Consider the following 24054-nt stretch of genomic DNA (forward strand, 5'->3'; position numbering starts at 1 on the left):
CCGGTGCGGGGGCTGCGAGGGCTGCGCGGCGGTTGCCGCTTCAGGCGGGAGGCACCACGGCCAAGGACAGGTGCGTGGCGGTGGCGGACTGCACGAGATCGTCCGCCGAGTGCAGGAGGCGCGTGAACAGGCCGTCCTTCGGGTCGAAATACTCCGCAAAATCGTCGCCGCCCAGCTCGCGGCCGGCGAGGTGCCACCAGTCATCGAACGGGTCGGTGTCCGGGTTGCAGCCGACCGCGTAGGCGAGCAGTTGCTGGCGTCCATCCGGGCGACGCTCCCCACGCTCGGCGAGGAAGTACACGCCCTGGTCCTTGACCAGGACGATGCGGCACTGATTGGCGATGGCTTCGGTCAGCACGGGGCGCAGGTCGGCGCCTTTGAATCGCAGTGACATGGATGAAATCTCCTGTGTGAAAAAAGAGAAAGGCCCTCCACCCGATGGGATGAAGGGCCTGTAGGGCACGCGGCCGGAATGGCTGGAACGCCGTGGCGGGTGCCTCGGGTCAGTCGAGGGGCGTCATGCCGGGACGGCTTGGCGCTTACGGGCCGCCTTCGCGTCGAGGATGCTCACGTCGATCTGGCGCCAGCGCCCGTCGTCGATGAGCCGCTCCAGCACTTCGCCGAGCATGTCGAAATACACCTCGTCGTGCCGATCGACCAGTTCGACCGATTCACCGTTCTGACGGTGCAGTTCCACCACGTAGGTGTCTCCGCCGCGGTCGTAGAGGATCGTCACCCGGCCCTCGAACTTCGCGGTCGAGACCGTGAAGCTGATCGCCGGCGGGGTCTCGATGATCTTGGAGGGCGTGGGATCGACCCAGGTGAAGTCGCGGGCACCGGCATCCACCAGCATGTGGGTGAGGCGCCGGAAGCGATCGGGGGCCGGCATCTCCTCCAACTGCTCGATGAGCTGGCCCAACTCCATGCACTGCGGCGTGGGAATGGGCAGCTTGGCCGGCGCCGAGCCGAGGATGTGCCTCGTGATGGTGTATGGCGTTCCATCCGAAGTCTTCTCGGTGATGACCTCCGGCGTGTCCGCGCGCAGTCCGTCGAAGCGACGACGGGCATAGGGTTGGACATGCACCTTGGCGCCTTCGGCAGGAACCGTGGTCACCAGGTTGGGATCGAGCACCGCGAACTCGGAAGGCTTGAGCTTGACGACGATGGCATCGTCGGTCGCGGCGACCACCTTGCCGTCGAAGGGTTGGGCATCGATGGCGAAGCCCAGCGTTGAGGACAGCGGCTGATCATCGAACACACGGTACTTGAACGACCGCACGTTGCGGGGCACATGGCCGGCGACCAGCGAAGGCATCATGGATTTGATAAGGGAACGGTCCATGGGGAAACTCCTTGAGGAAAAACAAGGGATTCCCCGCCCGCAAGGGAGAGGTCCCTTGTGGGTGGCGTGGACGGACGCGGTAGGTCCGTAGGAAGAAACGACCAGCACGGTTTCCCGTGCTTGCAGCCTCGAAGGTCTCGACTGCCTGGGCATGTGTCGGCAGCGCCGACGGACATGGGGCAAGCATGGCCCCGGGGTGATCGGCCTGCCCGCAGGAAACGGCACCGCACCACGCCCGCATTCCTGTGCTGCATACAAGAAAAAGCCCCTCGAAAGGGGCTGGAGGGGTCAGGCTTGGTACACGAAGTAGTGCTCGCGCTGACGCGGAAAGAACACGTGCTTCCACGTATCCCCGCTTGTGTTGCCACCGTCGAAGATGACCATTTCGTAGTCATCCACGTCGGTGTCCACCAGGTCGGCGCTGGCGATATGGCGCATGTGCAGCATGCCGCTCATGCGCTCGAATACCAGGATCTGGCCGATGGCATCGTCCTGGCTCATGGCGTTGACGCAGGCTCCAAGCTGGTGCTCAAAGTCGGATGCGGGTGTGATGAGGTCGGGGAACATGGGATCGCTCCTGTGAAAGTGCGCCGGCCCGGCTCCCTGGTGGGAGACGGGCCGGCATGCGGTGATGAAAAGGAAGGCTGGAGATGTGTCTGGCAGCTATTCGCCGGCCAGCGGCAGGCCCGGCAACACGGGTGCGTCGGCATCGAGAATGAGGATGCGCACATCGGCCTGGCCGGCCAGTGCAAGGATCTGTGCCAGGTCGTCCGGCATGCCCTTGCTGCAGTGCTCCTGCCGAAGCTGCTCGGCGGAGATCTCCTCGATGTCCTGCAGGTGCTGGTCCGTCCAGGGCGTGGAAATCAGCTTGACGCCGATCGCCGGGCTGTAGGGAAGCCGGAACGCAACGAACAAAAAGGCCTCCGGCGTCGCGAGGTCAGCCAGGTTGGCCAGGTACTGGCCGGTTTCGTGGCTGATGTGCGCGCTGCTGATTTCCCAGCACCGGCTGTAGTAGCCGGTCTCGAAGCTCAACCGCTGCACGACTTCCCGTGCGGCCTCGGCCGAATAGGTGTCGCCAATGTGGGCGGGGCGGCCGTCGAAGTCGTCGCCGTGGATCGCGTACACCACGGCACCCACCACGCCTTCGCCGCTGACCCCTTCAGCCGCGTCGCTTTCGGCGATCAGTGCGGCGCCGACAGGTTCGGTGCCAGTCCTGACCACCGCGAAGTCGCTGGTGACGATGCAGGGGGAAGAAACCAGTGCCTCGTCGGAGAGGTGCTGCTGGCTCGGGTGGATGTTTCGCCAGACATGTGGGCTTCCGTCCTCGTGGCTGATGGACAGCGTGCGGACGACCTTCAGATTCCAGTAGCCGCGTAGAAAGGGATTGGGGTTCTGGGACATGGGATTTCTCCAACAGAATAATGATGGAGCCAATCCCCGCCACCGGGAATTGACCCCGGTGGGTGGAAAGAAAGGGAACAGCGTCAGATGGCGCTGATCGTTGGCGTTTGGGCCAATCTCTCGGCGACGCGCCGGCGCAAATTCATGCGGAATGGCTCGTCGCTGACGCCCGCCAGCAGATTGATGGCCTCCAGCGCGATCAGGGCCGAGGCCTCTTCGATGTCGGCGGCCACAATGGCCTTGCGCAGTTGGTCGCCGAGCTGGAGCGCCTGCGAGGAGGAACTGATGACGCGGACCTCGCGGCTCAGGTAGCAGCCGTTGCCGCCGAACTCGAACAGCCGCGGCTTGCTGCAATACCAGCATCCCTCGAACTGGATGGCGGTCAGGTGGTGGCCGTCATCGAACCGGGTGGCGATCAGAAACAATGCGTCGAGATCGGCGGTGTCCTCGAACGAATGACGCTCGATCAAGTTCCCCAGCTCTTCGTCCTCATCGGCACCGAAGTGCACGGCGAGCAGTTCGAGCAGCGGCGGGATCGACAGCCCTTCGTCGTCCGGCATCGGAATGCCGAGTTGCGTGGCCAGGTCTTCCAGACCATCGAGCACGTCCGGCCATTGCGGATTGGTGGTCTCGGCGATCTGGGCGATGTAGGCCTGCCCGTTGCCGGGATGGCTCTCGTCCAGCGCGAAGGCGCCGAACAGCGCCTGGATGACGGGGTCGCACGGTCGAGCACGAGAACGCCGGTGGCTTCGTAGTAGTTGTTGGCCATGAAGGCTCCTTTCGATGAATGAACGGAGCCAGCCCTTGCGGACGATGGCATCCGCAGGGGAACCGCCTGATGCCGGATGGCACTGGGCGGGGAGAAAATGCGAGGGACATGGCCTCGGACGAGGCGCATGTCCCTCATGGGGTCGCGTGAACGCAGTGATGAAGGTGTGCCAGGGACCGGCTCACCAACCGCTGTAGTTCAGCAGCAGGTCGGCGATCACCTGGCGACGAGGCAGATCGAGGTCGTCGAAGTCCGACAACCCGTTGAAGTGGCAGCGCTTGAGCATGGCACCGCCCTCGCGCGCGTTGTAGAAGCTGACCATCGCGGACAGGAACATGCGTTCCCCGCTGCTCAGGACGCCGAGGGCGTCGTTGAGGCGCAGCATGTCGGGGCGCAGATCCCACTTGCTTTTGGCCTGGTTCAGACCTTCACGGGTGCCATCGCCAAACCATTGCGGGCCGGCGATCTCGACACCACGCTTCCATGCCTCGAAAAAGGCTTGGGGCGCGGCGCTGAAATGCCGTTCTTCCCGAACGATCTGATCGACGACTTCCTGCGGCAGTAGCTGGTTCATGACGTGATTCCTCCAGTTGGATCAGGGAATGGCGAGCTGGGACCAGCCGCCTCTTTCGAGGGCACGTTGAGCCGCGGCATGGCTGGCGAAGTACTCACGAGATTCCCGCGAAACGGGACCTTCGGTATCGCGCGTGCCGATGTAGTGGCCGGCGGCGCTGTGCAGGACTTCGAGCGGCAGGAACTTGCCGCAGTAGGTCAAGGCCAATTGACCGAATCGGCCGAAAGAGGCTTGCTGGGACATGGATGGGCTCCTTGGAAAGCGGGGCCCTGTCCCTCACGGGATGGCAGCTCCCGCACGCGGTTGAAAAAAAGCATCAGCGTCTTGGGAACGCGCGTCCGCGCAATGGATGCGATGCGGACTGGTGGGTTGCGCGGAGAGAATCCCGCGGCAGCCTGAAACCCTGGCTGCTGGCATGTGCTGACGAATCAGCGAACATGCGGACAGCTTCGTGAGGGTGCCGCGCCACGTCAGTTGGAAATCGGCATCTGGTCCAGCCCCGATTGATGTGCGCAGGACAAAGAAAAGCCCCGCAACGAGTGCGGGGCGGTCATGACGGTGCGGTGAGGCTGGATCAGCGGGGCTTGTCACCCAGGACATGCTGCTTCCAGATGGCGAATGCCTCGTCCGCTGGCAGCTCGGCCAGGATGACGATGGGCTGGTCCTGTCGGCTGCGCAGCTTTGCGAAATACGCCGCGCGGTCGGCAATGACCTTGAGCTTGATGCCCTTGAGGAACAGCAGTCGGCCGTCCTTGATGAACAGCACCTTGTTGCCGATGTCGCGGTTGAACGCGGTGCGCAGCTTGCGCTCCGCGTGCATGGCATCGGCCAACTGGTCCACTAGGAAGTCGAGCGTCATGTCGATGAGAAGCGGCTCGTCGTCCTCGTGTTCGACGTCGAGCGATGCCGGCGGCAGGCTCTTGGCGAATTCCTCGGCCTGGGCCAGCAGCGCGGCTTGGCCTTGCAGCGGGCGCACGAACGTCGAGCCGCCGTGTCCGTCATTGCGGGCTTCGGCGATGGGCCTGCCGTCGAACATGACGGTGGCGGTGAAGCACAGCGTTTCCTCGCTCGCGAAATCCGCGACCTTGAGGTTCTTGAGCGTGATGCGGTCTTGTCGGGTGATGGTGTCCATAGGAAGTCCTGTTATCGACGGGGTTGACGACACGCCCCTGACGGGACGCGGCATACATCCCGTGGGTTGGAGGAAGGTGGCATCGATGCCCGGTGGGCAGCGTTCGCCGGAGAGATGCCGGGGCGAACTGGCGGGTGGCGTGGGAGGAACCCACGGCAGCCTTGACACCCTGGCTGCTGGCTGTTGCCGATGCGTCGGCAATGCAGGAGGGAGGATCACGCGGCCCGCCGGCCGCGTCGTGCATCAATCCGAAGCGCTCGATCCCGTCTTGTGCAGGCACTGCACCAGCCGCTGGCCCAGCCACGCGACGCACGGCACGGCCATGGAGTTGCCGATCGCCTTGTAGCGCGGCGCGTCGGCGGAGGGCCTGCCGCGGTACGACACCAGCGTGTAGTCGTCGGGCATGCCTTGAAGCCGCTCGCATTCGACCGGCATCAGCCGACGCACCCGCCACTGCGACCAGTCGCCCGGACCGGGGTTATTCCAGTCGTAGCGGAAATGTGCCTCGAAGTCCGGTGCCAGCACATGGGGCTTGTCGGCACCACCGCTGCTGGTGCGCAGCGCGGTCGAGACGCCATCGCCCAGTTCAGCGGCCAGGCCTTCGGTGCGACCGCGCAGCGCCACGCCGATCACCATCGGCCGGCCTTGGCCCGGCTTGCCGCCACCCGTGGAGAGCGTCCCGGCAAGCTGGCCGTGGCCGGATTCGAGCCGCAGCTCGCCGCGCGAGTTCTGCGCGAACGCGATGGCCGGCACGACGCCGGCGTTCGCGTGGCTGAGGCGATGTCCGCCGGCACGCAGCGTCGGTGCATGGTTCGTCGTCGCGTCCGCCCCGCAGCCCTGTGCGGTGAAGGCGGTGATCGGCACGCCCTTGCCGGTGCCGTCCTCGCTGCAGCCCTTGCCGCCGTTGGCGGTGCTGAGCGTGTGGCTGATGCTGCCCGCGACGGACTGCGCCACGAAGGTCTCGACCTCGAAGTCGTTCTTCGGGCCGGGTGCCGCGGTCAGGCAGGCCGCGACGTCGACGGGTCCTGCGGTGTTGCCCCCACCGAATCCGAACGTCACCGTGGCCTTGCCGTAGGGCTGCTTCAGTCCTGCATATCCCGAGTACCCGCCTGCTGCCGCAGCGTCCGATCCAGCAGCGCCGGCAGCGTCTTGCCACGGCGCGAAGCCCGGCGAAGAATCCCCGCGCAGGCCTGGGCGCTCAAAAAGTACCTCGGCGGGATCGACGCCACCTCCACCACTTGCCACAAGAAACACGCGACGGCGCCGTTGGGCGACGCCGAAATATTGAGCATCGAGCACGCGCCAGGCGATGCGGCGCCGGGGTCCAGACACACAACCTGCGTGCGCCCATTTTTGCCCTGGCGGTTCGAGCGCACGGCTTTCGCCGGCCAGTGCTCCCAGGAAGTGCCCGAAGGCGTTGCTGCGGTCGCTGAGGACGCCGGGGACGTTTTCCCAGACAAGGGTTGCCGCCGGGCGGCGGTCTTCATGGCGGGTTTGGTCGATGGCATTTGCAAGCTCCACATAGGCAAGGGTCAGGGCGCCGCGCGGGTCGTTCAGACCCTGGCGTGCACCGGCCACGCTGAACGACTGGCATGGCGTGCCGCCGACCAGGATGTCGGGAGCCGGCACGGTGCCGGCGCGGACCTGGCGGGCGATCGCGGTCATGTCGCCCAGGTTGGGCACGTGGGGGTAACGGTGGGCGAGCACGGCGCTCGGGAACGGCTCGATCTCGGCGAACCACGCGGCTTCGAGGCCGAGGGGTTGCCAGGCGAGGCTCACGGCCTCGATGCCGCTGCAGACGCTGCCGTAGAGCAGCGGCGCGTTGCGCGGCGGTGCGCAAGGTTTCGGGTGCATGTCGGTCTCCTGTTCGTATGGCGCAGGGCCATCGCCCTGGCCGGGGCGTTGAAAGGCAGGAGAAAGGCGCCGAAGGCCCCAGGGGCCTTCGGCTCGGGAGGAAGGAAGAACCACCCGTGGGCTGATTGGCAGGCCCGGTCGTCGCTAGAACCGTCTGCTCATCAAGCAATCACACCCGGCCCATGTCGTGGCTGGAGCCGGCATCGTCTGGCGCACATCCGCGCACAAAGGGAGCCCGTTTTTGCGCCGGCGGGCACCGGCACCGAATACCGCTGACCGCGAAGGGTCTCCGGATGGCTCGCACAGGCAAGCCATCGGGGGACCCTTCGCAGCGGCGGAAGGAATGCAGACGAGGAGAACGCGCGGGGTGCGGTTCGCGGAGAAGCCACCTTCAGGTCCCGCGGCCGGGGACGGCCGGACGGGACACGCGCACGGATCAAGAAGGCATTGCGCGCTGGGGCGTCCCGCAGGGTGTGCGGGACACGGGCCATGCCGCCGATGGCGGGCATGGCTCACGGGGAATCGGGGCGGTCAGGCGCCTTTGCGGCCGCCGCCACTGGTACGGCGTGGACGCGAGGCACCACGCCTGGACGTGCCGGTTGCCACCGGCAGCGTGCCTTTGCAGTCGGGGTAGCGACTGCACGACCAGAACGGGCCGCTCTTGCCGGAGCGCTGGCGCGTGGGCGCGCCGCACTGCGGGCAAGCCGGCCCTTGGGGAACCTTGATGGACAGGGACGTGCTGCCGTACTGCGCGATCAACTGCGAAATCCAGGCGGCCTGCTTGCCGATGAACACATCCAGGGTGAGTTGTCCGCCCTCGATCATGTCCAGCGCCTGTTCCCAGACGGCGGTGGTGCCGGGGTCGGCAATCGCCGCGGGCACGGCGTCGATCAGCGTGAACGCCGCATCCGATGCGCGGATGGAGCGTCCCTTTTTCACGATGTAGCCGCGGGCGATCAGCCCGCTGATGATGTTGGCCCGCGTCGCCTCGGTGCCGATGCCCGTCGTGTCCTTGAGCTTCTGCTTCAGGCGCGGGTCGGTCACGAAACGCGCAACGCCCTTCATCGCCTTGACCAGTTCGCCCTGGGTATAGGGCTTGGGCGGCATCGTCTTGAGCGCCTTGATCTCGGCCTCGGCCACTGGGCACGCCATGCCCTCACGCAGTTCGGGAAGCACTTGGCTGCGCGCGGTGCCATCGCCGTCCTCGTCCGCCTGCGGTTCGGCCAGCACCAGGCGCCAGCCCTTGACGCTGACCTGCTTGCCTGTAGCCACCAGCTTCTGCTGGCCGCAGGCAAGTTCGGCCACGGTGCGGTCGAACTCGTGGTGAGGGAGGAACTGGGCCAGGTAATGCGCCCGGATCAGACGGTACACCGCCTGTTCCTTCTCGCTCATAGCCGACAGGTTCGCAGGTTCGAGCGTCGGGATGATGCCGTGGTGCGCGGACACCTTCGTGTCGTTCCAGGCGCGCGAACGCACGGAGCGGTCGAGCTGCTCCATGATCGGGCGCAGCGAGGGATCGGTCTTGAGCAGGCTGTCGAGGACCGTAGGCACCTCGGCGAACATGCTTTCGGGCAGGTAGCCGGAATCCGAGCGCGGGTACGTCGTGGCCTTGTGCGTCTCGTACAGGGCCTGAGCAATCTCCAAGGTTTCCTGCACGTCCAGCCCAAGTTGCTTGGAACAGACTTCCTGCAAGGTGCCCAGGTCGAACGGCAGCGGCGGACCTTCGCGCACGCGCTCGGTCTCGACCGACACCACCTGGGCACTGCCTGCGGCGCGGATCTGCTGCCCGGCCTGCTGGGCGACAAACTGCTGCAGGCAGCGACCAGCGTCGTCGGTACAGGCGTCCGGAGCAACCCACTGTGCGATGAACGCCTGACCACCTGCAGACAGGGCCACATCGATGGCCCAGTACGGCACGGACACGAAGGCCGCGATCTCTCGGTCGCGGTCCACCACGAGTTTGAGCGTCGGGGTCTGTACACGTCCGACCGACAGCACGCCGTCGTAGCCGGCCTGCCGCCCGAGCACGGTGAACAGCCGGCTGAGGTTCATGCCCACAAGCCAGTCGGCGCGCGAGCGCGCCAGTGCCGAGTAGTACATCGGCAGCGTGTCGGCCGAGGGCCGCAGCTTGGCGAGCGCGGTGCGGATGGACGCATCGTTGAGCGCCGACAGCCACAGGCGTTCGATGGGGCCGCGGTAGCCGCACAAGTCGATGATCTCGCGGGCGATCAGTTCGCCTTCGCGGTCGGCGTCGGTGGCGATGACAAGCTGGGTCGCCTTCGCCAGAAGCGCTTTGACGACCTTGAATTGCGTGGCGGTCTTCGGCTTGACCTCAACCCGCCACTGCTGGGGAATGATGGGCAACTGTTCCAGCGACCAGCGCTTGAGCGCCGCGTCATAGACCTCGGGTGCTGCCGCTTCGACGAGATGGCCGATGCACCAGGTGACCGTGATGCCGGAGCCGTTGAGGCAGCCTTCACCGCGCTGCGTGGCGCCAAGAATCCGGCCGATGTCTTTGCCCTGGGAGGGCTTCTCGCACAGAAAGAGCCGCATGTCCGTCCATCCGCTTCCCGTTGTTCATGGAGTTGCTGGGATCGAGGATGCCGAGCGCCTGTTGGGGCAGCAGCAAACAAGCTGCATGCGGCGGCGACCGCTTTCACGCCGATGGAATGGCCCCGGCAGGATGGCGGCGTGCGGCCGGCAGTGTGCGGGCCGGGAGCCGCGATGTTCGGGAGCGCGTGGAAGCCGGTGGACGTCGGTGGAGCTATCCTCAGGGGATAGCTCGCGAGGGCATGGGGGGCGGCGACGTGCTGCGGCCGCCCCCATGTCGGGTCACTTCCTGCGCTTGGGCTCCTTCGGCGCAGCCGGTTCCTGGGTGGCCTGGGGCTTGGGCTGCGCGTCCTGTGCGGTCTCCTGGGATTTGGGGCTGAGGACCACGGACTCGATGCGGAACGGCAGGATGCCGACGCTGCGTGCGTTGATCTGCCAGGTTTCGCGCGGCTGATCCTCGTTGTCGGTCCAGGGTTCGCGCTCCATGCGGCCGACGACCAGCACGCGCATGCCCTTCTGGTAGAGATCCTTCCAGTGCGCGGCGTCGCGGTGCCAGATTTCCACCGGCGCCCAGAAGCCGCCGCGATCCTCATAGTCGCCGCCCTTGGTGGGAACGGGGTTGTCGAAATACACGTTCAGCCGCAGCAAGCGCCGCGGCTCGTCGTTGCCGTTGGGGAACTCCCGGTATTCGGGGGGCGAACCGATGTTGCCCTCGCCAGAAAAATGCGTGCTCATGGTGTGATCTCCGTGGTGGTTGAAATACCCGTGCCATGTCGGCGTCGGGCGCGTGCTGGGGTGCCCGACGCGATCACCGATCGCGCACTGCGGGGGGTATGGACGCGAGCCGGCGCAGGTAGGCGTCTTCCGCCTCGGCTGCCTTGCTGGCGCACTCCTGGGCCTGCTTGCCCAGGGTGTGCAACAGGCTGATCTGCATGTTCAGCGTGATGCGCTGCAGCTCGATCGCGTGCAGGTCGGCCAGCAGGTTGACCGGCGTGCTGGTGCTCGCCATCAGCTCCTGCCACAGGGTCACGCCCATGGCCGAGCGGTCGTGCCTGCGCCAGCGCAGGAACGTCGTTCCCGCGCCAGTGGTCTGCTGGGCCAGTTCCACGGGCAACAGGTGGAAGGGATGCCCACTGGCCTGTTGCAGCACTTGTCGCTGCGCCAGGCCGATCAACTCGTCGCGCATGGCGAAGCACTGGCTGGCCCAGGCCTCCAAGTCCCCTTTACCCTTAAAAGGCTTTAAAAGGCCTTTTAGAGAGGCCGCGTGTTCCAGGCGCATGAAGGCTCCCTGTTGCAGGCCCCGGAAGTAGCGGGTCGGCTGGTTCAGATCGCTCATGCGGATTCGTCCTCGCCGGCAGTGGCTGCGCCTTCGGACGGGTCGGCAGCAGCGGCCGCATCACCATCGACGCTGGTAGCGGCTGCGGCAGGACTCTCACCGCGCTGTTGCAGACCACGGCGCACGATGGGTGGCGCAAACTTCGAGCGGCGCGTGCCTTCGAGGACGTCCTGCGGCAACTCGCCGAACTTCTCCAGCGCGGCCCGCGCTGCGGCATTCTTCGCCGCGAAATCGTCGCGGGTGCAGCCCGAGTAGCGGTACTGCTGGGCCAGCGAGAACAGGCTGCGCAGCGCATGCGCGCCCTCGTTGAGCCAGCGCTCCAAGGTGCTGCGGTCGATCAGCGCGGTGTGGTGGGCGAGGATCAGCTTGCGCGCGATGTCGTCGTAGTCGGCCAGGAGATAGACGGCGGCAAAGCCCAACTGCGCATTGACGAACAGCGGCAGCTTGACGGGCTGCACGTTGAGGTTCTCGCCCAGGGTCAACGCGGCGGGCACGCCGGCCAGGGCCTGGTCCACCTGTTCGCGCAGCGTCCGCAGCGTGGTCTTGGTCTGGTCGAGCTTGTCTTCGATGCGCAGCATCCACCAGTCGCTGTACGGGTCGTCCTGCTCCGAGCCGCGCTTCATCTTGTTCATGACGGCGATGTAGCCGTTCAGGCCGACGATGCCCGGTCGCCCCTCGGCGGCGGCGCGGCCATGCCAGATGCGCGAGGCGTGGTGGGTGTGCAGCGTCAGCGACATTGCGCTGCGCAGGGAGCCGAGGTTGAGTTGCAATGGTTCGTTGCTGGTTGCCATGGTGATCGCTCGCTGGTGGACAGGGAGCCGCCAGCATCCGCATGCGGCGGAAGGCAGTCAGTCAACAAACCGAAATGAGCCGGCCCCCGGTTCTGTGCGCGCCGGCGGCGCAGCGCGCAACGGTCCCCTGGGGACTGCTCCGCAGATGGGCATTCACGTCGGCGCTCCGGGCCTCGGTCGTCGATGGGTTGCGTGCTGCACCGGACGTCGCGCTGTCGTTCGACGCCATCCTTCGCAGCACGGCCGTCCCCAGGGGACCGTTCCGCTGAGCGCCATGGAGGCCTGCTTCATGGCCTTGCCAGGCGCTTTGCCCAGGTTTCGCGCAGCATGTCGCGCCGTCACCCGGCGCTTCACCGCACAGCCGTCCCCAGGGGACCGTTTCTGCCGACCGCCATGGAGATCTACTTCACGGCTTTGACAAGCCCTGTGCTCAGGTCTTGCGCAGCAGGTCGCGCAGGCGCTCGATGTGCTGCCGGGCCACCTCGGGCGGCACGACGTTGCGCGGCGGCTCGGGCGGTAGCGCTCGCGCCGCCGATGGTGTTGGCGGTGCCGGGCCGGTCTGCTTGGCCCATGCATTGAACTCGCCGCGCATGGCGCGCTGGATGATGCCGAACAGATATCCGGCGGGATTGCGGATGCCATGCTTGCCGCACCGTGCGGCCCATTCGTCCAGCACGGCCTGCCGCAGGGCAGCGTCCACCTGCTGCAACGCCATCCTGGCGCCGGCCTGCTGTTCCGTCTTCAGTTCCGCGAAGCGCTTGGGCCATTGCAGGTCGCCCAGCGCACGCGCCTGCGCGGTAGTACGTACTTCATTAATACGACTACTACGTACTGTACGGTCCTGCTTCGGATTCCGAAGAGCGCCGTCTGGCGCGGGTTTCGGCCCTGCTTCGGATTCCGAAGAGGGGCGTTCGCCATTCCGAAGAAGGCTCGTGGGCCCTTCTTCGGAATCGTGGACCGCATCCTCCTGTGGATAACTTTCGGAGGGGGTGATGCCCTGCTTGGCCAGGCGCTCGGCGAGCACTTGCAGCCGCGACGGCAAGGTGCGTCCGGACAGCATCGGGTCGTCCGCGATCTCCTGGAGGGTGTTGAGTCCCACCACCTGGACGGCCTTGGCCGAATGCCCCAGCGACTGGCTGACCAGGGCCAGGTAGTCGGCGTCGAGTTGCATCGCCTCGAACGGCGTCAGCGGTTCGTCGTGTAGGACGTAGAGGTTGCCGAGGATGCGGCCGGTCTTGGGGTCGCGCCGTCGTCGCACGAGGCTCAGCCAGCGCGTCAGGCGCAGCAGCGTCAGCGCCCGCGCCACGGTCTCATGGGAGGCCTGGCCTGCGCAGGGCATCGACGCCAGCCACGGCCGCAACTGCTCATAGGTGGGAAATGCCGTGACGCCGTCGTCGTTGAGCATCAATCGGAACACCTGCCAGGCGTTGCGCTCCAGCGGTGTCAGGCGGCGGTCGAGGAACAGCCGCCGCGGCACGCTCTCGTGCCGATTGCCACTGAACAGGAAGGCGTCGCCGGACGCGGCAGGCGTGGGCACTGCCATGGGCTTTGGCGCGCTGGGATTTGGCTTGGGCGTGAGGTCCTTCAGCGCAGCATCGAACAGGTCGGCGAGTGCGATTGGGCCTTGACGCGGGGCTCGTGGGGCGGTGTCGTCCACGGCCATGGCCTAGCCCAATCCCTGATCGACCCAGTTCCTGATCGCGGCCCAGACCACCGAGAGCGGCAGTGACATGCCCTCGGCCAGGTCCATGGCCGCATCGAGAATCGAGGTCTCGTCCTCCAGATCGACGTTCCTGCTGCTGGTCACGGCTTTCCATTGCCGCCACAGTTCGGTGTCCTGGGTCTCGTCCAGGACGGGGTGGCGCCCCTTGCGCTTGGGCAGGCCGAGGATCTCCCGCCGCAGGGCGACTTCCTGATGGGTCAGGCCATAGAAGCGGCTGACCATCTCCGTGCTGGCCCCCAGCCGCAGCATGCGATCGACCGTGGCGATTTCCTTCTCCACGTCCTGCGCCTGGTTGAGCAGGCGCTGCAGCACTTCGCGGTTGACCGTGACCGAGCACCACGAGACGCTGGCGTTGGCCAGCACGCTGATCAGCGCGGGGTGCTTGAGCGCATCCAGCTCGGCCTCGCCGAAGCCCATGGCCTTGCAGCGGCGCAGTTGGCCGTTGCGAAGGTCATACAGCGCCTGGGCGATCACGGCCTGGTTGAGCGGATGCGATGTGGACATGCGGCCTCCCTCGCTCACGTCCCGGGCGCCGTGGTGCCGGCTTCCAGGTCCAGCAGACGCCGGGCCAGGCGCAGCAGCCGAAAGAGCTTGACCAACGCCGCGTCGCTCAAGCGCCTTGCGCCGCTGCCATGGCCTTGACTCTGGCCGTGCAACAGGGTCGGCAGGTCGGCGGCGAGCTGCGCGCCGTCCAGGCCCGCTTCGGCGACGGGCTGACCCGTCAGGGAAGCGAGCAGCGTCAGCACCGCGCGGCCGAGCGGCGACGGGGCTTGGCCGCGGGCGCGGCACGCAAACCCGATGCCATCGGCGCGATCCTCGATGCACTCGTCCAAGCCTGCCTCCCCGGCGATCTCGCGCGCGAACTGCGCGATGTGGATGCGCAGCCGATCGGTCGTGTCCAGGCCGGCGTCGATGTACCAGACGTCGGAGATCGGATAGAGCCCGCCGGCTTGCACCGGGATGGACTGCAGCACGCTCGCCGAGAAGTCGGGCGGCAATGCATCGCCCAACTGGTCGGCGACCATGCGCTGGATCGACTGCAGCCGTTCGGTCGTCGGTGCCGGCGAGACGATGTGCTCGCGAAGCAGATCGCTCGGTGCAGCCGCCGGGCTTCCCGTGGCCGCTTCGCCAGCCGCCGTGTCGTCGTGGCGCAAGGTGGGCTCGGACGCCGGAGGGCTGGCGGGAGGAGGACCGGCCGCCGCTGCAGGCGTGGCGATGGACGATGCTGCGCCCGGGGGAGTCGGCGTGCTGGCGGTGGGCGAAGGCAACGCCGGCGGCGCCGCAGGTGGCATCGGGTCGCTGACCAGCGCCCGGTGGCGGCTTTCCGATTCGGTCAGGTCCAGCGCCAACACATCGTAGCCGACGCCCAGCAGCTCGGACATCTGGCCGATCAGCTCGTCCTGCACGCGCTGCGGCGCGAACTCGTCGCCCTGCGTGTCGAACTGCGCCAGCACCTCCTGAAAGAAGCTGTCAAATTCCAGCGGCAGCGTGCGGTTCTTGGCATAGTGCTCCCAGGTGCGTTTGCAGGCCGTGCGCATGACCGATAGCCGCTCGACCTGGTGGCGCCCCAGGCCGCCATAGAGCACAGTGGGAATGGCGGGCAGCAGGTAGCGCACCGCGTCGGCCATGCGGGTGATGTGTGACCGCTGGACGGGGAAGCCATCAGCCGCCAAGCGGCGGGCCAGTTCCGACTGGCTCAGGGCGGCGCTGCTCTCCTGCTCGTAGAACTCGCGTGCCTTCTCGACGCCGAGCGCGCGCTCGATGAATGTGAGGCCGCCGCGCAGTTCGTTCTCGGCAAGATGCCCGGTCAGCGCGACGATTTCACCGCGCTGGGGCCATGGCCGGAACAGGCACGATATGCGGAAGAAGCGTTCTTCCTTGGTCTCCGACCAGAGTTCGCGCAGGATCGCCAGCCGCGTGTTGCCGCCGTTGCGGATGATGTAGTGGTCCTCGCCGGGCCGGCGCGTGATGGCCGGCGCCGCGTCCAGGCCGCGCTCGCGGATGGACGCCTTGATTTCCTCGTAAGCCGGGTTGCGCTTCATGCGCGGGTCATGGTCGTAGGGCCGCAACTGGTCCAGCGTCACGACCATGGGCGTGTCCGCGATCGGGTCGCTCAAGGCCGTAGCCGCTGGGCCGCTGCGCTCGAAGCCGGCCGCGAGCAGCTTGCTGGCCATGTCCTGCGAGGTCATGTCAGCCATGGCCGCACCCCTCGCAGTCCCCGCGACCGCCGGCCGGCGCCGTGCGGGCCTCTCGCTCGGCGCGGCGGATCTGCGCACGGGCGTTCAGTTCGGCCCGGTGGTCACTCGCGGTCGAGCTGGTGTAGATCGCCGCGCAGCCGGCCTTGGTGAACTTGAGGTGCCCGCCCGGCGTGCGCTTGACGTGCCAGCCTTCACCGACCGCGAACTCGATCAGGGAACGCAGCCGCTTGTGGCCGCGGGCCAGCTCATGTGCGTTCGCCATGCGGCCTCCCAGGATCAAGAGGTCGCTGCGGGCGGCCGGATACTTGAGCCAGTCGGTCCTGCCATTGCGGGAACAACTCGCTGGCGAGCGCGCGCATCGTGTCGAGCGCGGCAGGGGCGACTCTGCCGGCCGGCTGGCGGTGCTCGACCCGATGCACCGGCAGGCCGCGCGTCGCGGCCCGCGGATAGGCTTCGATGGCGGGCACGTCGGTGGCGAGCACACGGATACCGGCATGGTCCTGGAACAGGTCGCGCAGGGCCTGCTGGATCAGTCGGGCGTTCGCCGACACCGGGTGGACGCGGTTGATGAGCAGGTGCAGCGGCGGCGGTTCGATGCCCAGGTGCCGGTACGGCGTAATGTCTTCGAGCAACTGCATGGTGCCGCGTCGAAGCTCCCGGGCCGCGAGTATTTCCGGCGTGACGGGCGACAGCGCAAGGTCGGAGGCGAGCACCGCCATCTCCAGCAGCACGGAACGCGCGCCCTGGGTGTCGATCAGCACCAGGTCGTAGAGGGGAGCAAGCGCTGGCAGCAGATGCCGCAGCCGCAGGCGGCCATCCGGCGCATGCAGCAACAAGGTGTTCAGCTCGCCCCGATGGTCGTTGGACAGCACTAGGTCCAGGCCCGCGATGATCGTGCGGGACACGAGCTGGTCGAGGTCGCGCTCGTTGAAGGCCAACAGCTCATAGATGCCGCCCGGCGCACGCTGGGTCAGCTCGTAGTAGGAGGACAAAGTGGGCTGCACGTCGAGATCGAGCAGCAGCACGCGCAGGCCCGCGTCCGCGGCGAGCCCGCCCAGGTTGGCGGCCGTCGTGGTCTTGCCGACGCCGCCCTTCGTTGAAATGATGGACACGACCTGCATGGCGCTCTCCGGCTAGGAATGGGAAGTCCGCGGGAGAGCGGGTCAGGTCCGGTGGTTGAGGCGCTCGGCGATCCACTGGTCGATTTCGATCGAATCCCAGCCCACAGCGCGCACGCCCAGGCGCAGCGCCTGGGGGAACTGGCGCTTCTTCATCAGGTTGTAGATGTGGGCGCGTTTGAAGCCGGACTTCGCTTCGACCTCATCGAGGCGCAGGATGCGGCGCTCGTTAGGCGGGAGTACAGGTGTCTGCGACATGGCGGTCACTCCTGAACGCTCGGTGGCGTTTGTTGGCGTGACCTCTATTCAATAGACATGGCTGCGGAAAGACATTGCAAATGCAATCTCCGCGATTGCACATACAAGCTGGAAAAACTTCAGAGGGATGCGCTACGCAGCCGGCGCCTTGCAGTGGCGAACTTGCCGTTCAACGTCCGCTCCGCGATACCCATGGCGCCGCCGTGATGAGCAACTAGTGCGCTGACAACGGCTTCCTGGGTCTTGAAGCTGGAGTACGGCGTGCCAGATGGAGCTTGGCCGAGCATCAGGTCCAGCATCCCTCCGATGATGTTCAGATAGGTAGCTTCGGCCCGGTCGCTGATGGGGCATTGAGCGCACGCGGGGATCGCCGTGGACTGCTTGAGAAGAGCATCGTGCTTCTCCTGCAATTCTTGCAGTTGACGCTTGTACAGACCCAAGGCAGATTTAAGGGCGAGTCGTTCGACCAGCATGGCTTGCCCCGTTTCTAGCGAGATGACAGGATGGGCGCTACGCTCGCTGCGCGAGAACAGGAAGCCAGGACGTTGCTCGGGGTAGTGCTGGCGCATCCAGCGCTTCAGATCGACATGGCGAACCGTCAGATCAGGGGACTCGATCAATGCGATATCGCGTGTCGTGATGCCGTTCTCCCCGAAGGGCAGTTCCCCATTGAGGATGCCATCGTAGATACGTTCGGTGTACAGCCGCAGTTCGCCCCAGCGTGGGCAGTCCAACGACTCTGGCAGATTCCTGGGAGATGAAATCGAGGCCAGGATCACGGGCTCGTACCGCAGCAGCCCAGCCCAACGGATGGACGCTTCAATCGGGCGATAGAACACCTTTGATGTTGGTGCATCATTCTTGTTCTCGTGCATGCTCCGTCTCCTTCCAGGAGAAGAACTACATGGCCGACTCCTTTGTCGCCGACCCCGTGGTCGGGCAGTTGTCTGTGCAGGAAGCGAACCCCGAGGCCCGGTTCGTCATGAGGCTTGAGCACCTCCCACCAGTTCGTTCTACTGGTAGCCGTCATGTGCCCAATGTGTAAAAATTCATCGACCGCTAGAAGGTCGAGCGTCGAGATAGAGGCTCGACAGTGACGCTCACGCTATCAGCGTCGTAATAAGTTGCGGCTTCTGCAAAACTGTCTCGGTATGGCCTTATATGCCAGCGGTGTCACATGGCGCAGTGGCATGGCTGTTGTCGTCTACCGTCCCGTTAAACGCAGCGAAACCACGCCTGTCATACCCATCCAGGCATCCTGATATACCGATAAAGAATCGCGCGCATAGGCACGATGGCTAGGGTGCGCGCTCTTTCATGGTGAACTGACCACATGGCGGACGTGCGCTCGACGCTTCGCGGTTGCCGCTTCAAGGCGACATGCGAACTGCGCCGACATCGGAGGCATCTGGCTGGCCTGCGTCGTGGTCTTGAAGCGGGAGCAGAGGGTCAGCCAGCGAACCTTGGTCCGTCGCGGACTGAGGGCGCGTCTGATGTGCCGGGTACGTGTCCGTGGCCGCTAGTGGTGCTCTTTGGATGATCCTTGTTGCCGAGGACGAAAAATAAGGCTACAATTGAGGTCTTCGCTGACCACCCAAGCGAAGAAAGTGTTTGGGAAACAACGACTTACTGCTCTAGTAGACGTCTCGTTTCCCGCTCCAGATGCACTGCTTCGGAGTTCCACTGAATTCCGCAAGTGGTTGAAAAAAGGGACTTCGGTCCCTTTTTTCATTCCAGCGGCGTCCGCTGGAAGCCACCCCCAGCCACGGATTTTTAGTACATTTTCCAGTACATCAATCGGGGCGAGCGGCGGTTCGGTTTCCTCCGGGTGTGGTCCCGCTGCTGGCGGTACATCTCTCCTCAATCCAACGAGACGGGGAGATGTACGATGCCTCTCACAGACACAGCAATCCGTCTGGCCAAACCCACCGGCAGGGACTACACGCTCAAGGACGGGGACGGCCTGGCGCTCTTCGTCGGCGCCAGCGGGGCGAAGAACTGGCACTTCCGCTTTTCCTGGGCCGGCAAGCAACCCCGCATCTCGCTGGGCACCTACCCCGAGATCAGCCTCAAGGAAGCCCGCGAACTCAGGGATCAAGCCCGCGCGCTCGTCGCCAAGGGCGTCGACCCCCGCATCCACCGTCGGCAGGAACGCAAGGCGGCGCTCCTCGCCGCCTCCAACACCTTCGAGGCGGTATTTCGATCCTGGCGCGACTTCAAGGCGCTGAGCCTCAAGGCCGGGCGCCAAAGCACCCTGTCGCAGGTCGACCGCATCTTCAAGAAGGACCTGCTGCCGACGCTGGGCCCGCAATCCATCTTTGAGATCACGCGCGCCGATTTGCTGGAGGTCCTGCGCAAGATCGAGCGTCGCGGCGCACACACGACCGCCGAGAAGTGCCGGACCTGGTTCAACCAGCTCTTCCGCTACGCGATGGTCGAGGTCGAGCTGCAGAGCAACCCGGCGGCGGATCTCGACATCGTGGCGATGCCGAAGCTGCGCGTGAAGCACAACCCCTTTCTGCGCATGGAACAGCTCCCGGCGTTCCTGGTGAAGCTGCGCCACTATGGCGGCGATCTCAACACGCAACTGGGATTGCGCCTGCTGTTGCTCACCGGCGTGCGTACCGGCGAACTGCGCTCCGCGGTGCCGGAGCAGTTCGATCTCGAGCGCAGCCTTTGGATCGTTCCCCCGGAGAACGTGAAGCAACTGCAGGAGCAGATGCGCAAGAAGAACAAGGACTGCACGGAGATTCCGCCCTACCTGGTGCCACTGCCTCGGCAGGCTGTTGCGATCGTACGGGAACTGCTCCGCGCCAAGTCCCCAGCCCAGCGCTACCTGCTGCCACACCGCAGCAAGCCCAGGGAGCGCATCAGCGAGAACACCCTCAACGCCGCGCTCAAGCGCATGGGCTACAAGGACCAGCTCACGGGCCACGGTATCCGGGCGACGGTCTCGACCGCACTCAACGAGTTGGGCTACCACAAGGACTGGGTGGAGGCGCAGCTTTCCCATGCCGACACCAATCAGATTCGGGCGAGCTACAACCACGCCGAGTACGTGGAGCAGCGCCGGGCCATGATGCAGGACTGGGCGGACCGCTTGGACCAGTGGGAGATGCAAGGCCTGCAGGCCGATCCGGAGATGGCGCCCTCGATGCCGCGGGACCGTCGGCTGCCGCCCGTTCCCGCCGTCGAGCCCCTTCCGATCCGCGACGGTCATGTGGAGAGCGCACCCGCCGAGGTGGCGGCAGGCGAGGGCGATGAGTTGGAGAGATCCCCGGTGCTCACGCTCGTCGCGCGCAAGGATCAGCGTCCTCAGCCGGTCTTGACCGACATCCAGCGCGAACGGGCCCTGGTGCTGGCGACCTTCGAGTCGCCCCACAACCTCCCGCTGCCGGCGTTCGCCAAGCTGGTGGGCAAGTCGCGCCATCAGATCAACCGAGACATCCAGGCCCGTCGCCTGCTGTCGCTCAGCATGGGCAACCGGGGGCAGCGCATTCCGGACTGGCAGCTGGATCCGGTGCGCCAGGACTTCACTCGTGCCGTCCTGGCGCGCGTCGGCGACCTCGACAGCTGGATGTTATATCGCGCCCTGTGCGAGCCGGTGGATGCGCTGGGCGGACTGTCCCCGCTGGAGGCGGTGGTCGCCGGCGCCGCCCGCGACGCCATGCATGCGGTGCTTGGCGTCCTGGGTCTGCTCGGCGAGCCAGAACGCGCGGTGACGGCACTGAGGCAGGTGGTCTAGTGCGAATCCGGTGATGACGCCCCGTCCAGATCGCCCATGCGCATCGAACCGACGCGCATGGCGCGCCGGGCGAACCGGGACACGCTGTCGCTGGCTTCGGCTTTCGGCCGCAGCAGGTAGGTGATCAACTGCGGCGATAGCCCGGCCAGCGGTCGCATCACCACGCCGAGCGGGCGATAGGCCACGATCTGTGTGGCCGGCGCCAAGCCGGTGCCGTAGCCTGCAGCCACGAGGGTCATCATCAAGGCGGAGGACGCGACGCGCTCGGCCACGATTGGGGCGTCGGTCACGTCGTGAAGGATGCGATCGACTTGCCGATGGATGCCCGTGCAGGCTGTCGGATCCCATAACACCATCGGGTAGCGCAGCGCCTCGGGCAACGGGATGTGCGTGTAGGCGAGGAGGGGAGAGCGCGCCGGCACTGCGAGCGCAAGCGGCTCCCGCCAGATGGGCTCGGCAGTCAATCCGCTGCGCTCCTCTCCTGACGTTGCCAACCCGACATCGTACAAGCCAGTCAGCAAGCCCTCGATTTGGCGACCAAGGATGGCTTCGGAGAGCGAAAGCTCAACGTCCGGCTCCTCGCTGCGTTGATGGGCCAGAAGATGAGCCAGTGGTGGCTGAACACCGGCATCGCTGATGGCAAGCCGGAGCCTGGAGGCGCCGGGAGCATGCGTCGACATTGGCATCGTCCAAGTGGATGATCTCCCGGAGATTAGCATTAGTGAGTTAAATTTAACGTGGTTTAAGATGTACTGATCTTCGACGCTTCTGCCGATGCAGAAGCGTCCGATACAACGCGGCCGTCCGGCCGGCTCCACCTCTTTCGAAGCTGAGCCCGCGCTCGCCTTTGGCGCCGCCGTGCGGGAGGCCCGGACCGCTCAAGGTATGGCCCAGGAGACGCTCGCACATCGTGCCGGGATCGAACGATCCCACATGGGCAAGATCGAGCGTGGGGAACACATGCCGACTCTGGCCTTGATCTTCCGAATCGCGCGAGCGTTGGGGTGCAGTGCGACGACGCTGATGGCGGAGACCGAGCAGAAGCTCGGAGAGCTCAAAGACGGGCAAGGATGATGGCGCAGTGGCGGGTTGGTTCAAAGCCGGAAATCCGCACTTCCTGACGGAGCGCAGGCTCAGCCTTGACGCGCACGCTGGGGCAGGGCGAGATTCACTGAGCAGCGAATATTCACTCTGAGTCGAACATTCGGTATAGTGCCGTTATTCGCTGTACAGGGAATAACGGCTGCCATGTTCCAGTCCCGCGCTATTGAACGCGTCCTCATCGAGCAGTTCCTGGAGTCGCTCCGGGGGCTGCCGGGGGTGCGCGCCGAGCCAGATGCGCTGGATTCTGCCGCCGAGATCGCTGATCGGGGATTCGATGCCAAGGTCGACCTGAGTGTCGCGGGCAAGTCGCTCGTCCTGCTACTAGAGATCAAGAAAGCCGTCTATCCCCGGGATGTACGCCAACTGCTTTGGCAGCTCAAGGCCCTGAATCTGGGACAGTACGTCGCCGATGCGCAGTCCCTGCTCCTGGCTGAGTCCATCTCCCCCGGCGCTAAGGAACTGCTTAGGGCCGAGCACGTTGGCTACTACGACAGCGGAGGAAGCCTGTTTCTGTCGGCTCCAGGCGCTTACATCTACATCGACAAGCCGCCCCCGAAGCCATTGGAGAAGTCGGTGCGCTCGCTGTTCTCCGGGCGACGCGCGCAGGTGTTGCACGCACTTCTGGTTCATCACGAGGACTGGTTCGGTGTCACCGAGGTAGCCGAACAGGCCCACGTCGCGCCATCGACCGCTTCGGATGTGCTGACCGAGTTGGACAAGTTCGACTGGCTTGTGTCGCGCGGGCAGGGGCCCGGCAAGGAACGCCATCTGCGCGAACCTGGTGCGCTGCTCGACGCCTGGGGCAAACAAGTCGCTTCCTCTCGCTCGCCGGCACTGCGTCGCTACTACGTGCCCGGTTTGAAGGCTGACGCTCTGATCGAACGGCTCGGGCAAGTCTTTGACGCGCACCGGGTCGACTATGCGGTGAGCTACGAAGCCGCAGCCCAGCGCTATGCACCGTTCCTGTCCGGCATCTCGCAGGTTCGCACATGGATGCTGCCCGGCTCCGCTGCTGACGCGGCGATAGCCGAACTGGATGCACGCGTCGTGAGCGAAGGCGCCAACCTCGCGGTCATCGAAACGAAGTCGGCTGGGGAGTTGCTGTTCCGCCAGCAGGTCGGCGGCGTCTGGCTGGCAAGCCCCATCCAGATCTATCTCGATCTGTTGCGCGGAGAAGGTCGCGCCAAAGAGATGGCCGAACATCTCCGCAGGGAAAAGATCGGTTTCTGATGGCCAAGCCCAAGACACTCGATTGCTACAGCGACCAGTACACGCAGGACTGCGAACGTGTCCTCGTGACGCTGCTGCGTGGGCTTGGACCTTGGAAAGAGTCGGTCTATCTCGTCGGCGGTCTCACACCCCGGTATTTGGTGAGGGCGCGGCCACCCGTCGTACCGGCGCACGCCGGAACGCTGGATGTCGATATCGTGATCGACCTGCAGATCCTCGCCGACACTGAGGCGTATCACACGCTCGAAGACAACCTGAGGAAGATGGGCTTCGAGCGTGCCGAGAACGACAAGCGGCAGAAGCTCTCCTGGCGCTGGCAAACCCGCACCGAACACGGTGCCCTCATGGTGCTGGAACTCCTGGCGGATGCGCCGGAGATCGCTGGCGGCAAGGTGCAGCCGCTCCCAACCGATGGCACGATCTCGGCCCTCAACATTCCGCATTCGTCCATTGTCTTCGACCTGCATCAGATCAGCGAGATCGAGGCGGAACTGCTTGGGGGCGATGGCATTGCCGTCGAGAGGATCAAGCATGCCAACCTGGTCAGCTTCACTTGCCTGAAGGCATTTGCCTTCGACCAGCGCTTCGAGCGAAAGGACGCGCACGACCTGATTTACTGCATCGAGCATGCACCCGATGGAGGCGAGGCGGTCGCTGAGGCGTTCAGAAAGGAGCGTGAAGGGAAGCACGGCGAGGTGGTCAAGAGCGCACTTGCCATTCTGCGGTCCCGGTTTGCGCAGGTTGGCGGGACCGAGGGCTATCGCAAGGATGGGCCCGTCGCGGTGGCCAAGTTCGAGTTGGGCGAGAGCGACGAGCCGGGGCAGCGCGAGGCGCGAGCCTTGAGGCAGCGGCAAGCGAGCGATGTCATCGATCGGCTCCTCATCCGGATCGGCTAATGGGAGAGGGTGGCATGAATTTTCCGGCAGACA

Annotated in this window: 25 protein-coding genes; 4 read left to right on the forward strand and 21 right to left on the reverse strand. The window is 65.6% G+C overall.

Features of this window, described 5'->3' with window-relative positions; all coding sequences use genetic code 11:
- Positions 1-40 precede the first annotated feature (40 nt).
- The 20 genes from A2G96_RS08090 to A2G96_RS08185 all read right to left on the reverse strand — a co-directional run bounded on the left by A2G96_RS08090 (position 41) and on the right by A2G96_RS08185 (position 17921).
- Positions 41-394: a DUF3085 domain-containing protein gene (locus A2G96_RS08090; protein WP_023108439.1), complete on the reverse strand. Its 354-nt coding sequence runs from the start codon at positions 392-394 to the stop codon at positions 41-43.
- 123 nt (positions 395-517) lie between these two features.
- The gene (locus tag A2G96_RS08095; protein ID WP_023108438.1) at positions 518-1342 is read right to left on the reverse strand and encodes a hypothetical protein; all 825 of its coding nucleotides are present in this window, start codon (positions 1340-1342) and stop codon (positions 518-520) included.
- Between the two features lie 288 nt (positions 1343-1630).
- Positions 1631-1909, reverse strand: coding sequence for a hypothetical protein (locus tag A2G96_RS08100; protein WP_023108437.1), 279 nt, complete (start codon positions 1907-1909; stop codon positions 1631-1633).
- Positions 1910-2005: 96 nt separating this feature from the next.
- Entirely contained in the window at positions 2006-2743 is a 738-nt protein-coding gene (locus tag A2G96_RS08105) for a DUF5983 family protein (protein WP_062798402.1), read from the reverse strand.
- Positions 2744-2826: 83 nt separating this feature from the next.
- Positions 2827-3348 (reverse strand): hypothetical protein, encoded by a 522-nt coding sequence (locus A2G96_RS08110; protein WP_470290488.1) that lies wholly within the window; start codon positions 3346-3348, stop codon positions 2827-2829.
- A 345-nt stretch (positions 3349-3693) separates the two neighbouring features.
- Positions 3694-4086 carry a hypothetical protein gene (locus A2G96_RS08115; RefSeq protein WP_062798405.1) on the reverse strand — a complete coding sequence of 131 codons (393 nt, stop codon included), beginning with the start codon at positions 4084-4086 and terminating at the stop codon, positions 3694-3696.
- 21 nt (positions 4087-4107) lie between these two features.
- On the reverse strand, positions 4108-4329 hold the full coding sequence (locus A2G96_RS08120; protein ID WP_062798407.1) for a hypothetical protein: 222 nt from the start codon (positions 4327-4329) through the stop codon (positions 4108-4110).
- Positions 4330-4660: 331 nt separating this feature from the next.
- The gene (locus tag A2G96_RS08125; RefSeq protein ID WP_062798409.1) at positions 4661-5218 is read right to left on the reverse strand and encodes a hypothetical protein; all 558 of its coding nucleotides are present in this window, start codon (positions 5216-5218) and stop codon (positions 4661-4663) included.
- A 243-nt stretch (positions 5219-5461) separates the two neighbouring features.
- Positions 5462-7072 (reverse strand): DNA cytosine methyltransferase, encoded by a 1611-nt coding sequence (locus tag A2G96_RS08130; RefSeq protein ID WP_062798412.1) that lies wholly within the window; start codon positions 7070-7072, stop codon positions 5462-5464.
- A gap of 531 nt (positions 7073-7603) precedes the next feature.
- Positions 7604-9625, reverse strand: a complete 2022-nt coding sequence (locus A2G96_RS08135; RefSeq protein WP_062798414.1) for a DNA topoisomerase III — start codon at positions 9623-9625, stop codon at positions 7604-7606.
- A gap of 279 nt (positions 9626-9904) precedes the next feature.
- Entirely contained in the window at positions 9905-10357 is a 453-nt protein-coding gene (locus tag A2G96_RS08140) for a single-stranded DNA-binding protein (protein WP_062798417.1), read from the reverse strand.
- A gap of 73 nt (positions 10358-10430) precedes the next feature.
- The gene (locus tag A2G96_RS08145; RefSeq protein WP_062798420.1) at positions 10431-10958 is read right to left on the reverse strand and encodes a DUF3158 family protein; all 528 of its coding nucleotides are present in this window, start codon (positions 10956-10958) and stop codon (positions 10431-10433) included.
- The gene (locus tag A2G96_RS08150) at positions 10955-11749 is read right to left on the reverse strand and encodes a PFL_4669 family integrating conjugative element protein (protein ID WP_062798422.1); all 795 of its coding nucleotides are present in this window, start codon (positions 11747-11749) and stop codon (positions 10955-10957) included. Before A2G96_RS08150 ends, A2G96_RS08145 begins: the two co-directional genes overlap by 4 nt.
- A 430-nt stretch (positions 11750-12179) precedes the next feature.
- Positions 12180-13412 carry an STY4528 family pathogenicity island replication protein gene (locus A2G96_RS08155; protein ID WP_062798424.1) on the reverse strand — a complete coding sequence of 411 codons (1233 nt, stop codon included), beginning with the start codon at positions 13410-13412 and terminating at the stop codon, positions 12180-12182.
- A 3-nt stretch (positions 13413-13415) separates the two neighbouring features.
- A complete protein-coding gene (locus A2G96_RS08160) occupies positions 13416-13976 on the reverse strand; it encodes a DUF2857 domain-containing protein (protein ID WP_003090097.1) in 561 nt (186 codons plus the stop codon).
- Between the two features lie 14 nt (positions 13977-13990).
- Positions 13991-15670, reverse strand: coding sequence for a ParB family protein (locus A2G96_RS08165; protein ID WP_040277057.1), 1680 nt, complete (start codon positions 15668-15670; stop codon positions 13991-13993).
- Positions 15663-15932 (reverse strand): hypothetical protein, encoded by a 270-nt coding sequence (locus tag A2G96_RS08170; RefSeq protein WP_040277058.1) that lies wholly within the window; start codon positions 15930-15932, stop codon positions 15663-15665. Before A2G96_RS08170 ends, A2G96_RS08165 begins: the two co-directional genes overlap by 8 nt.
- Complete coding sequence (locus A2G96_RS08175) at positions 15916-16791, reverse strand: ParA family protein (RefSeq protein WP_062798426.1); 876 nt, start codon at positions 16789-16791, stop codon at positions 15916-15918. Before A2G96_RS08175 ends, A2G96_RS08170 begins: the two co-directional genes overlap by 17 nt.
- A gap of 42 nt (positions 16792-16833) precedes the next feature.
- On the reverse strand, positions 16834-17046 hold the full coding sequence (locus A2G96_RS08180; protein ID WP_003090093.1) for an AlpA family transcriptional regulator: 213 nt from the start codon (positions 17044-17046) through the stop codon (positions 16834-16836).
- 119 nt (positions 17047-17165) lie between these two features.
- The gene (locus A2G96_RS08185) at positions 17166-17921 is read right to left on the reverse strand and encodes a hypothetical protein (protein ID WP_062798429.1); all 756 of its coding nucleotides are present in this window, start codon (positions 17919-17921) and stop codon (positions 17166-17168) included.
- Between the two features lie 1013 nt (positions 17922-18934).
- Between A2G96_RS08185 and A2G96_RS08190 the strand changes: the two genes are divergently transcribed.
- Positions 18935-20791, forward strand: coding sequence for a tyrosine-type recombinase/integrase (locus A2G96_RS08190; protein WP_052484355.1), 1857 nt, complete (start codon positions 18935-18937; stop codon positions 20789-20791).
- Here the strand turns inward: A2G96_RS08190 and A2G96_RS08195 are convergent.
- Positions 20788-21471 (reverse strand): LysR family substrate-binding domain-containing protein, encoded by a 684-nt coding sequence (locus A2G96_RS08195; protein ID WP_052484356.1) that lies wholly within the window; start codon positions 21469-21471, stop codon positions 20788-20790. The two genes, A2G96_RS08190 and A2G96_RS08195, sit on opposite strands and share 4 nt — an antisense overlap.
- 94 nt (positions 21472-21565) lie before the next feature.
- Here A2G96_RS08195 and A2G96_RS08200 point away from each other — a divergent pair, with 94 nt between their 5' ends.
- The 3 genes from A2G96_RS08200 to A2G96_RS08210 all read left to right on the forward strand — a co-directional run bounded on the left by A2G96_RS08200 (position 21566) and on the right by A2G96_RS08210 (position 24021).
- Positions 21566-21865 carry a helix-turn-helix domain-containing protein gene (locus tag A2G96_RS08200; protein WP_043742187.1) on the forward strand — a complete coding sequence of 100 codons (300 nt, stop codon included), beginning with the start codon at positions 21566-21568 and terminating at the stop codon, positions 21863-21865.
- 174 nt (positions 21866-22039) lie between these two features.
- Positions 22040-23125, forward strand: a complete 1086-nt coding sequence (locus tag A2G96_RS08205; RefSeq protein ID WP_043742190.1) for a hypothetical protein — start codon at positions 22040-22042, stop codon at positions 23123-23125.
- On the forward strand, positions 23125-24021 hold the full coding sequence (locus A2G96_RS08210) for a hypothetical protein (protein WP_043742193.1): 897 nt from the start codon (positions 23125-23127) through the stop codon (positions 24019-24021). Before A2G96_RS08205 ends, A2G96_RS08210 begins: the two co-directional genes overlap by 1 nt.
- The last annotated feature ends 33 nt before the right edge of the window (positions 24022-24054 follow it).

Source organism: Cupriavidus nantongensis (genome assembly GCF_001598055.1).
GTDB classification, from domain to species: domain Bacteria; phylum Pseudomonadota; class Gammaproteobacteria; order Burkholderiales; family Burkholderiaceae; genus Cupriavidus; species Cupriavidus nantongensis.

Excerpts from the sequence above, each read along its gene's own strand:
- A2G96_RS08090 (WP_023108439.1), bottom strand. The coding sequence starts at position 394 with ATGTCACTGCGATTCAAAGGCGCCGACCTGCGCCCCGTGCTGACCGAA.
- A2G96_RS08095 (WP_023108438.1), bottom strand. The coding sequence starts at position 1,342 with ATGGACCGTTCCCTTATCAAATCCATGATGCCTTCGCTGGTCGCCGGC.
- A2G96_RS08100 (WP_023108437.1), bottom strand. The coding sequence starts at position 1,909 with ATGTTCCCCGACCTCATCACACCCGCATCCGACTTTGAGCACCAGCTT.
- A2G96_RS08105 (WP_062798402.1), bottom strand. The coding sequence starts at position 2,743 with ATGTCCCAGAACCCCAATCCCTTTCTACGCGGCTACTGGAATCTGAAG.
- A2G96_RS08115 (WP_062798405.1), bottom strand. The coding sequence starts at position 4,086 with ATGAACCAGCTACTGCCGCAGGAAGTCGTCGATCAGATCGTTCGGGAA.
- A2G96_RS08120 (WP_062798407.1), bottom strand. The coding sequence starts at position 4,329 with ATGTCCCAGCAAGCCTCTTTCGGCCGATTCGGTCAATTGGCCTTGACC.
- A2G96_RS08125 (WP_062798409.1), bottom strand. The coding sequence starts at position 5,218 with ATGGACACCATCACCCGACAAGACCGCATCACGCTCAAGAACCTCAAG.
- A2G96_RS08130 (WP_062798412.1), bottom strand. The coding sequence starts at position 7,072 with ATGCACCCGAAACCTTGCGCACCGCCGCGCAACGCGCCGCTGCTCTAC.
- A2G96_RS08135 (WP_062798414.1), bottom strand. The coding sequence starts at position 9,625 with ATGCGGCTCTTTCTGTGCGAGAAGCCCTCCCAGGGCAAAGACATCGGC.
- A2G96_RS08140 (WP_062798417.1), bottom strand. The coding sequence starts at position 10,357 with ATGAGCACGCATTTTTCTGGCGAGGGCAACATCGGTTCGCCCCCCGAA.
- A2G96_RS08145 (WP_062798420.1), bottom strand. The coding sequence starts at position 10,958 with ATGAGCGATCTGAACCAGCCGACCCGCTACTTCCGGGGCCTGCAACAG.
- A2G96_RS08150 (WP_062798422.1), bottom strand. The coding sequence starts at position 11,749 with ATGGCAACCAGCAACGAACCATTGCAACTCAACCTCGGCTCCCTGCGC.
- A2G96_RS08155 (WP_062798424.1), bottom strand. The coding sequence starts at position 13,412 with ATGGCCGTGGACGACACCGCCCCACGAGCCCCGCGTCAAGGCCCAATC.
- A2G96_RS08160 (WP_003090097.1), bottom strand. The coding sequence starts at position 13,976 with ATGTCCACATCGCATCCGCTCAACCAGGCCGTGATCGCCCAGGCGCTG.
- A2G96_RS08165 (WP_040277057.1), bottom strand. The coding sequence starts at position 15,670 with ATGGCTGACATGACCTCGCAGGACATGGCCAGCAAGCTGCTCGCGGCC.
- A2G96_RS08170 (WP_040277058.1), bottom strand. The coding sequence starts at position 15,932 with ATGGCGAACGCACATGAGCTGGCCCGCGGCCACAAGCGGCTGCGTTCC.
- A2G96_RS08175 (WP_062798426.1), bottom strand. The coding sequence starts at position 16,791 with ATGCAGGTCGTGTCCATCATTTCAACGAAGGGCGGCGTCGGCAAGACC.
- A2G96_RS08180 (WP_003090093.1), bottom strand. The coding sequence starts at position 17,046 with ATGTCGCAGACACCTGTACTCCCGCCTAACGAGCGCCGCATCCTGCGC.
- A2G96_RS08185 (WP_062798429.1), bottom strand. The coding sequence starts at position 17,921 with ATGCACGAGAACAAGAATGATGCACCAACATCAAAGGTGTTCTATCGC.
- A2G96_RS08190 (WP_052484355.1), top strand. The coding sequence starts at position 18,935 with ATGCCTCTCACAGACACAGCAATCCGTCTGGCCAAACCCACCGGCAGG.
- A2G96_RS08195 (WP_052484356.1), bottom strand. The coding sequence starts at position 21,471 with ATGTCGACGCATGCTCCCGGCGCCTCCAGGCTCCGGCTTGCCATCAGC.
- A2G96_RS08200 (WP_043742187.1), top strand. The coding sequence starts at position 21,566 with ATGCAGAAGCGTCCGATACAACGCGGCCGTCCGGCCGGCTCCACCTCT.
- A2G96_RS08205 (WP_043742190.1), top strand. The coding sequence starts at position 22,040 with ATGTTCCAGTCCCGCGCTATTGAACGCGTCCTCATCGAGCAGTTCCTG.
- A2G96_RS08210 (WP_043742193.1), top strand. The coding sequence starts at position 23,125 with ATGGCCAAGCCCAAGACACTCGATTGCTACAGCGACCAGTACACGCAG.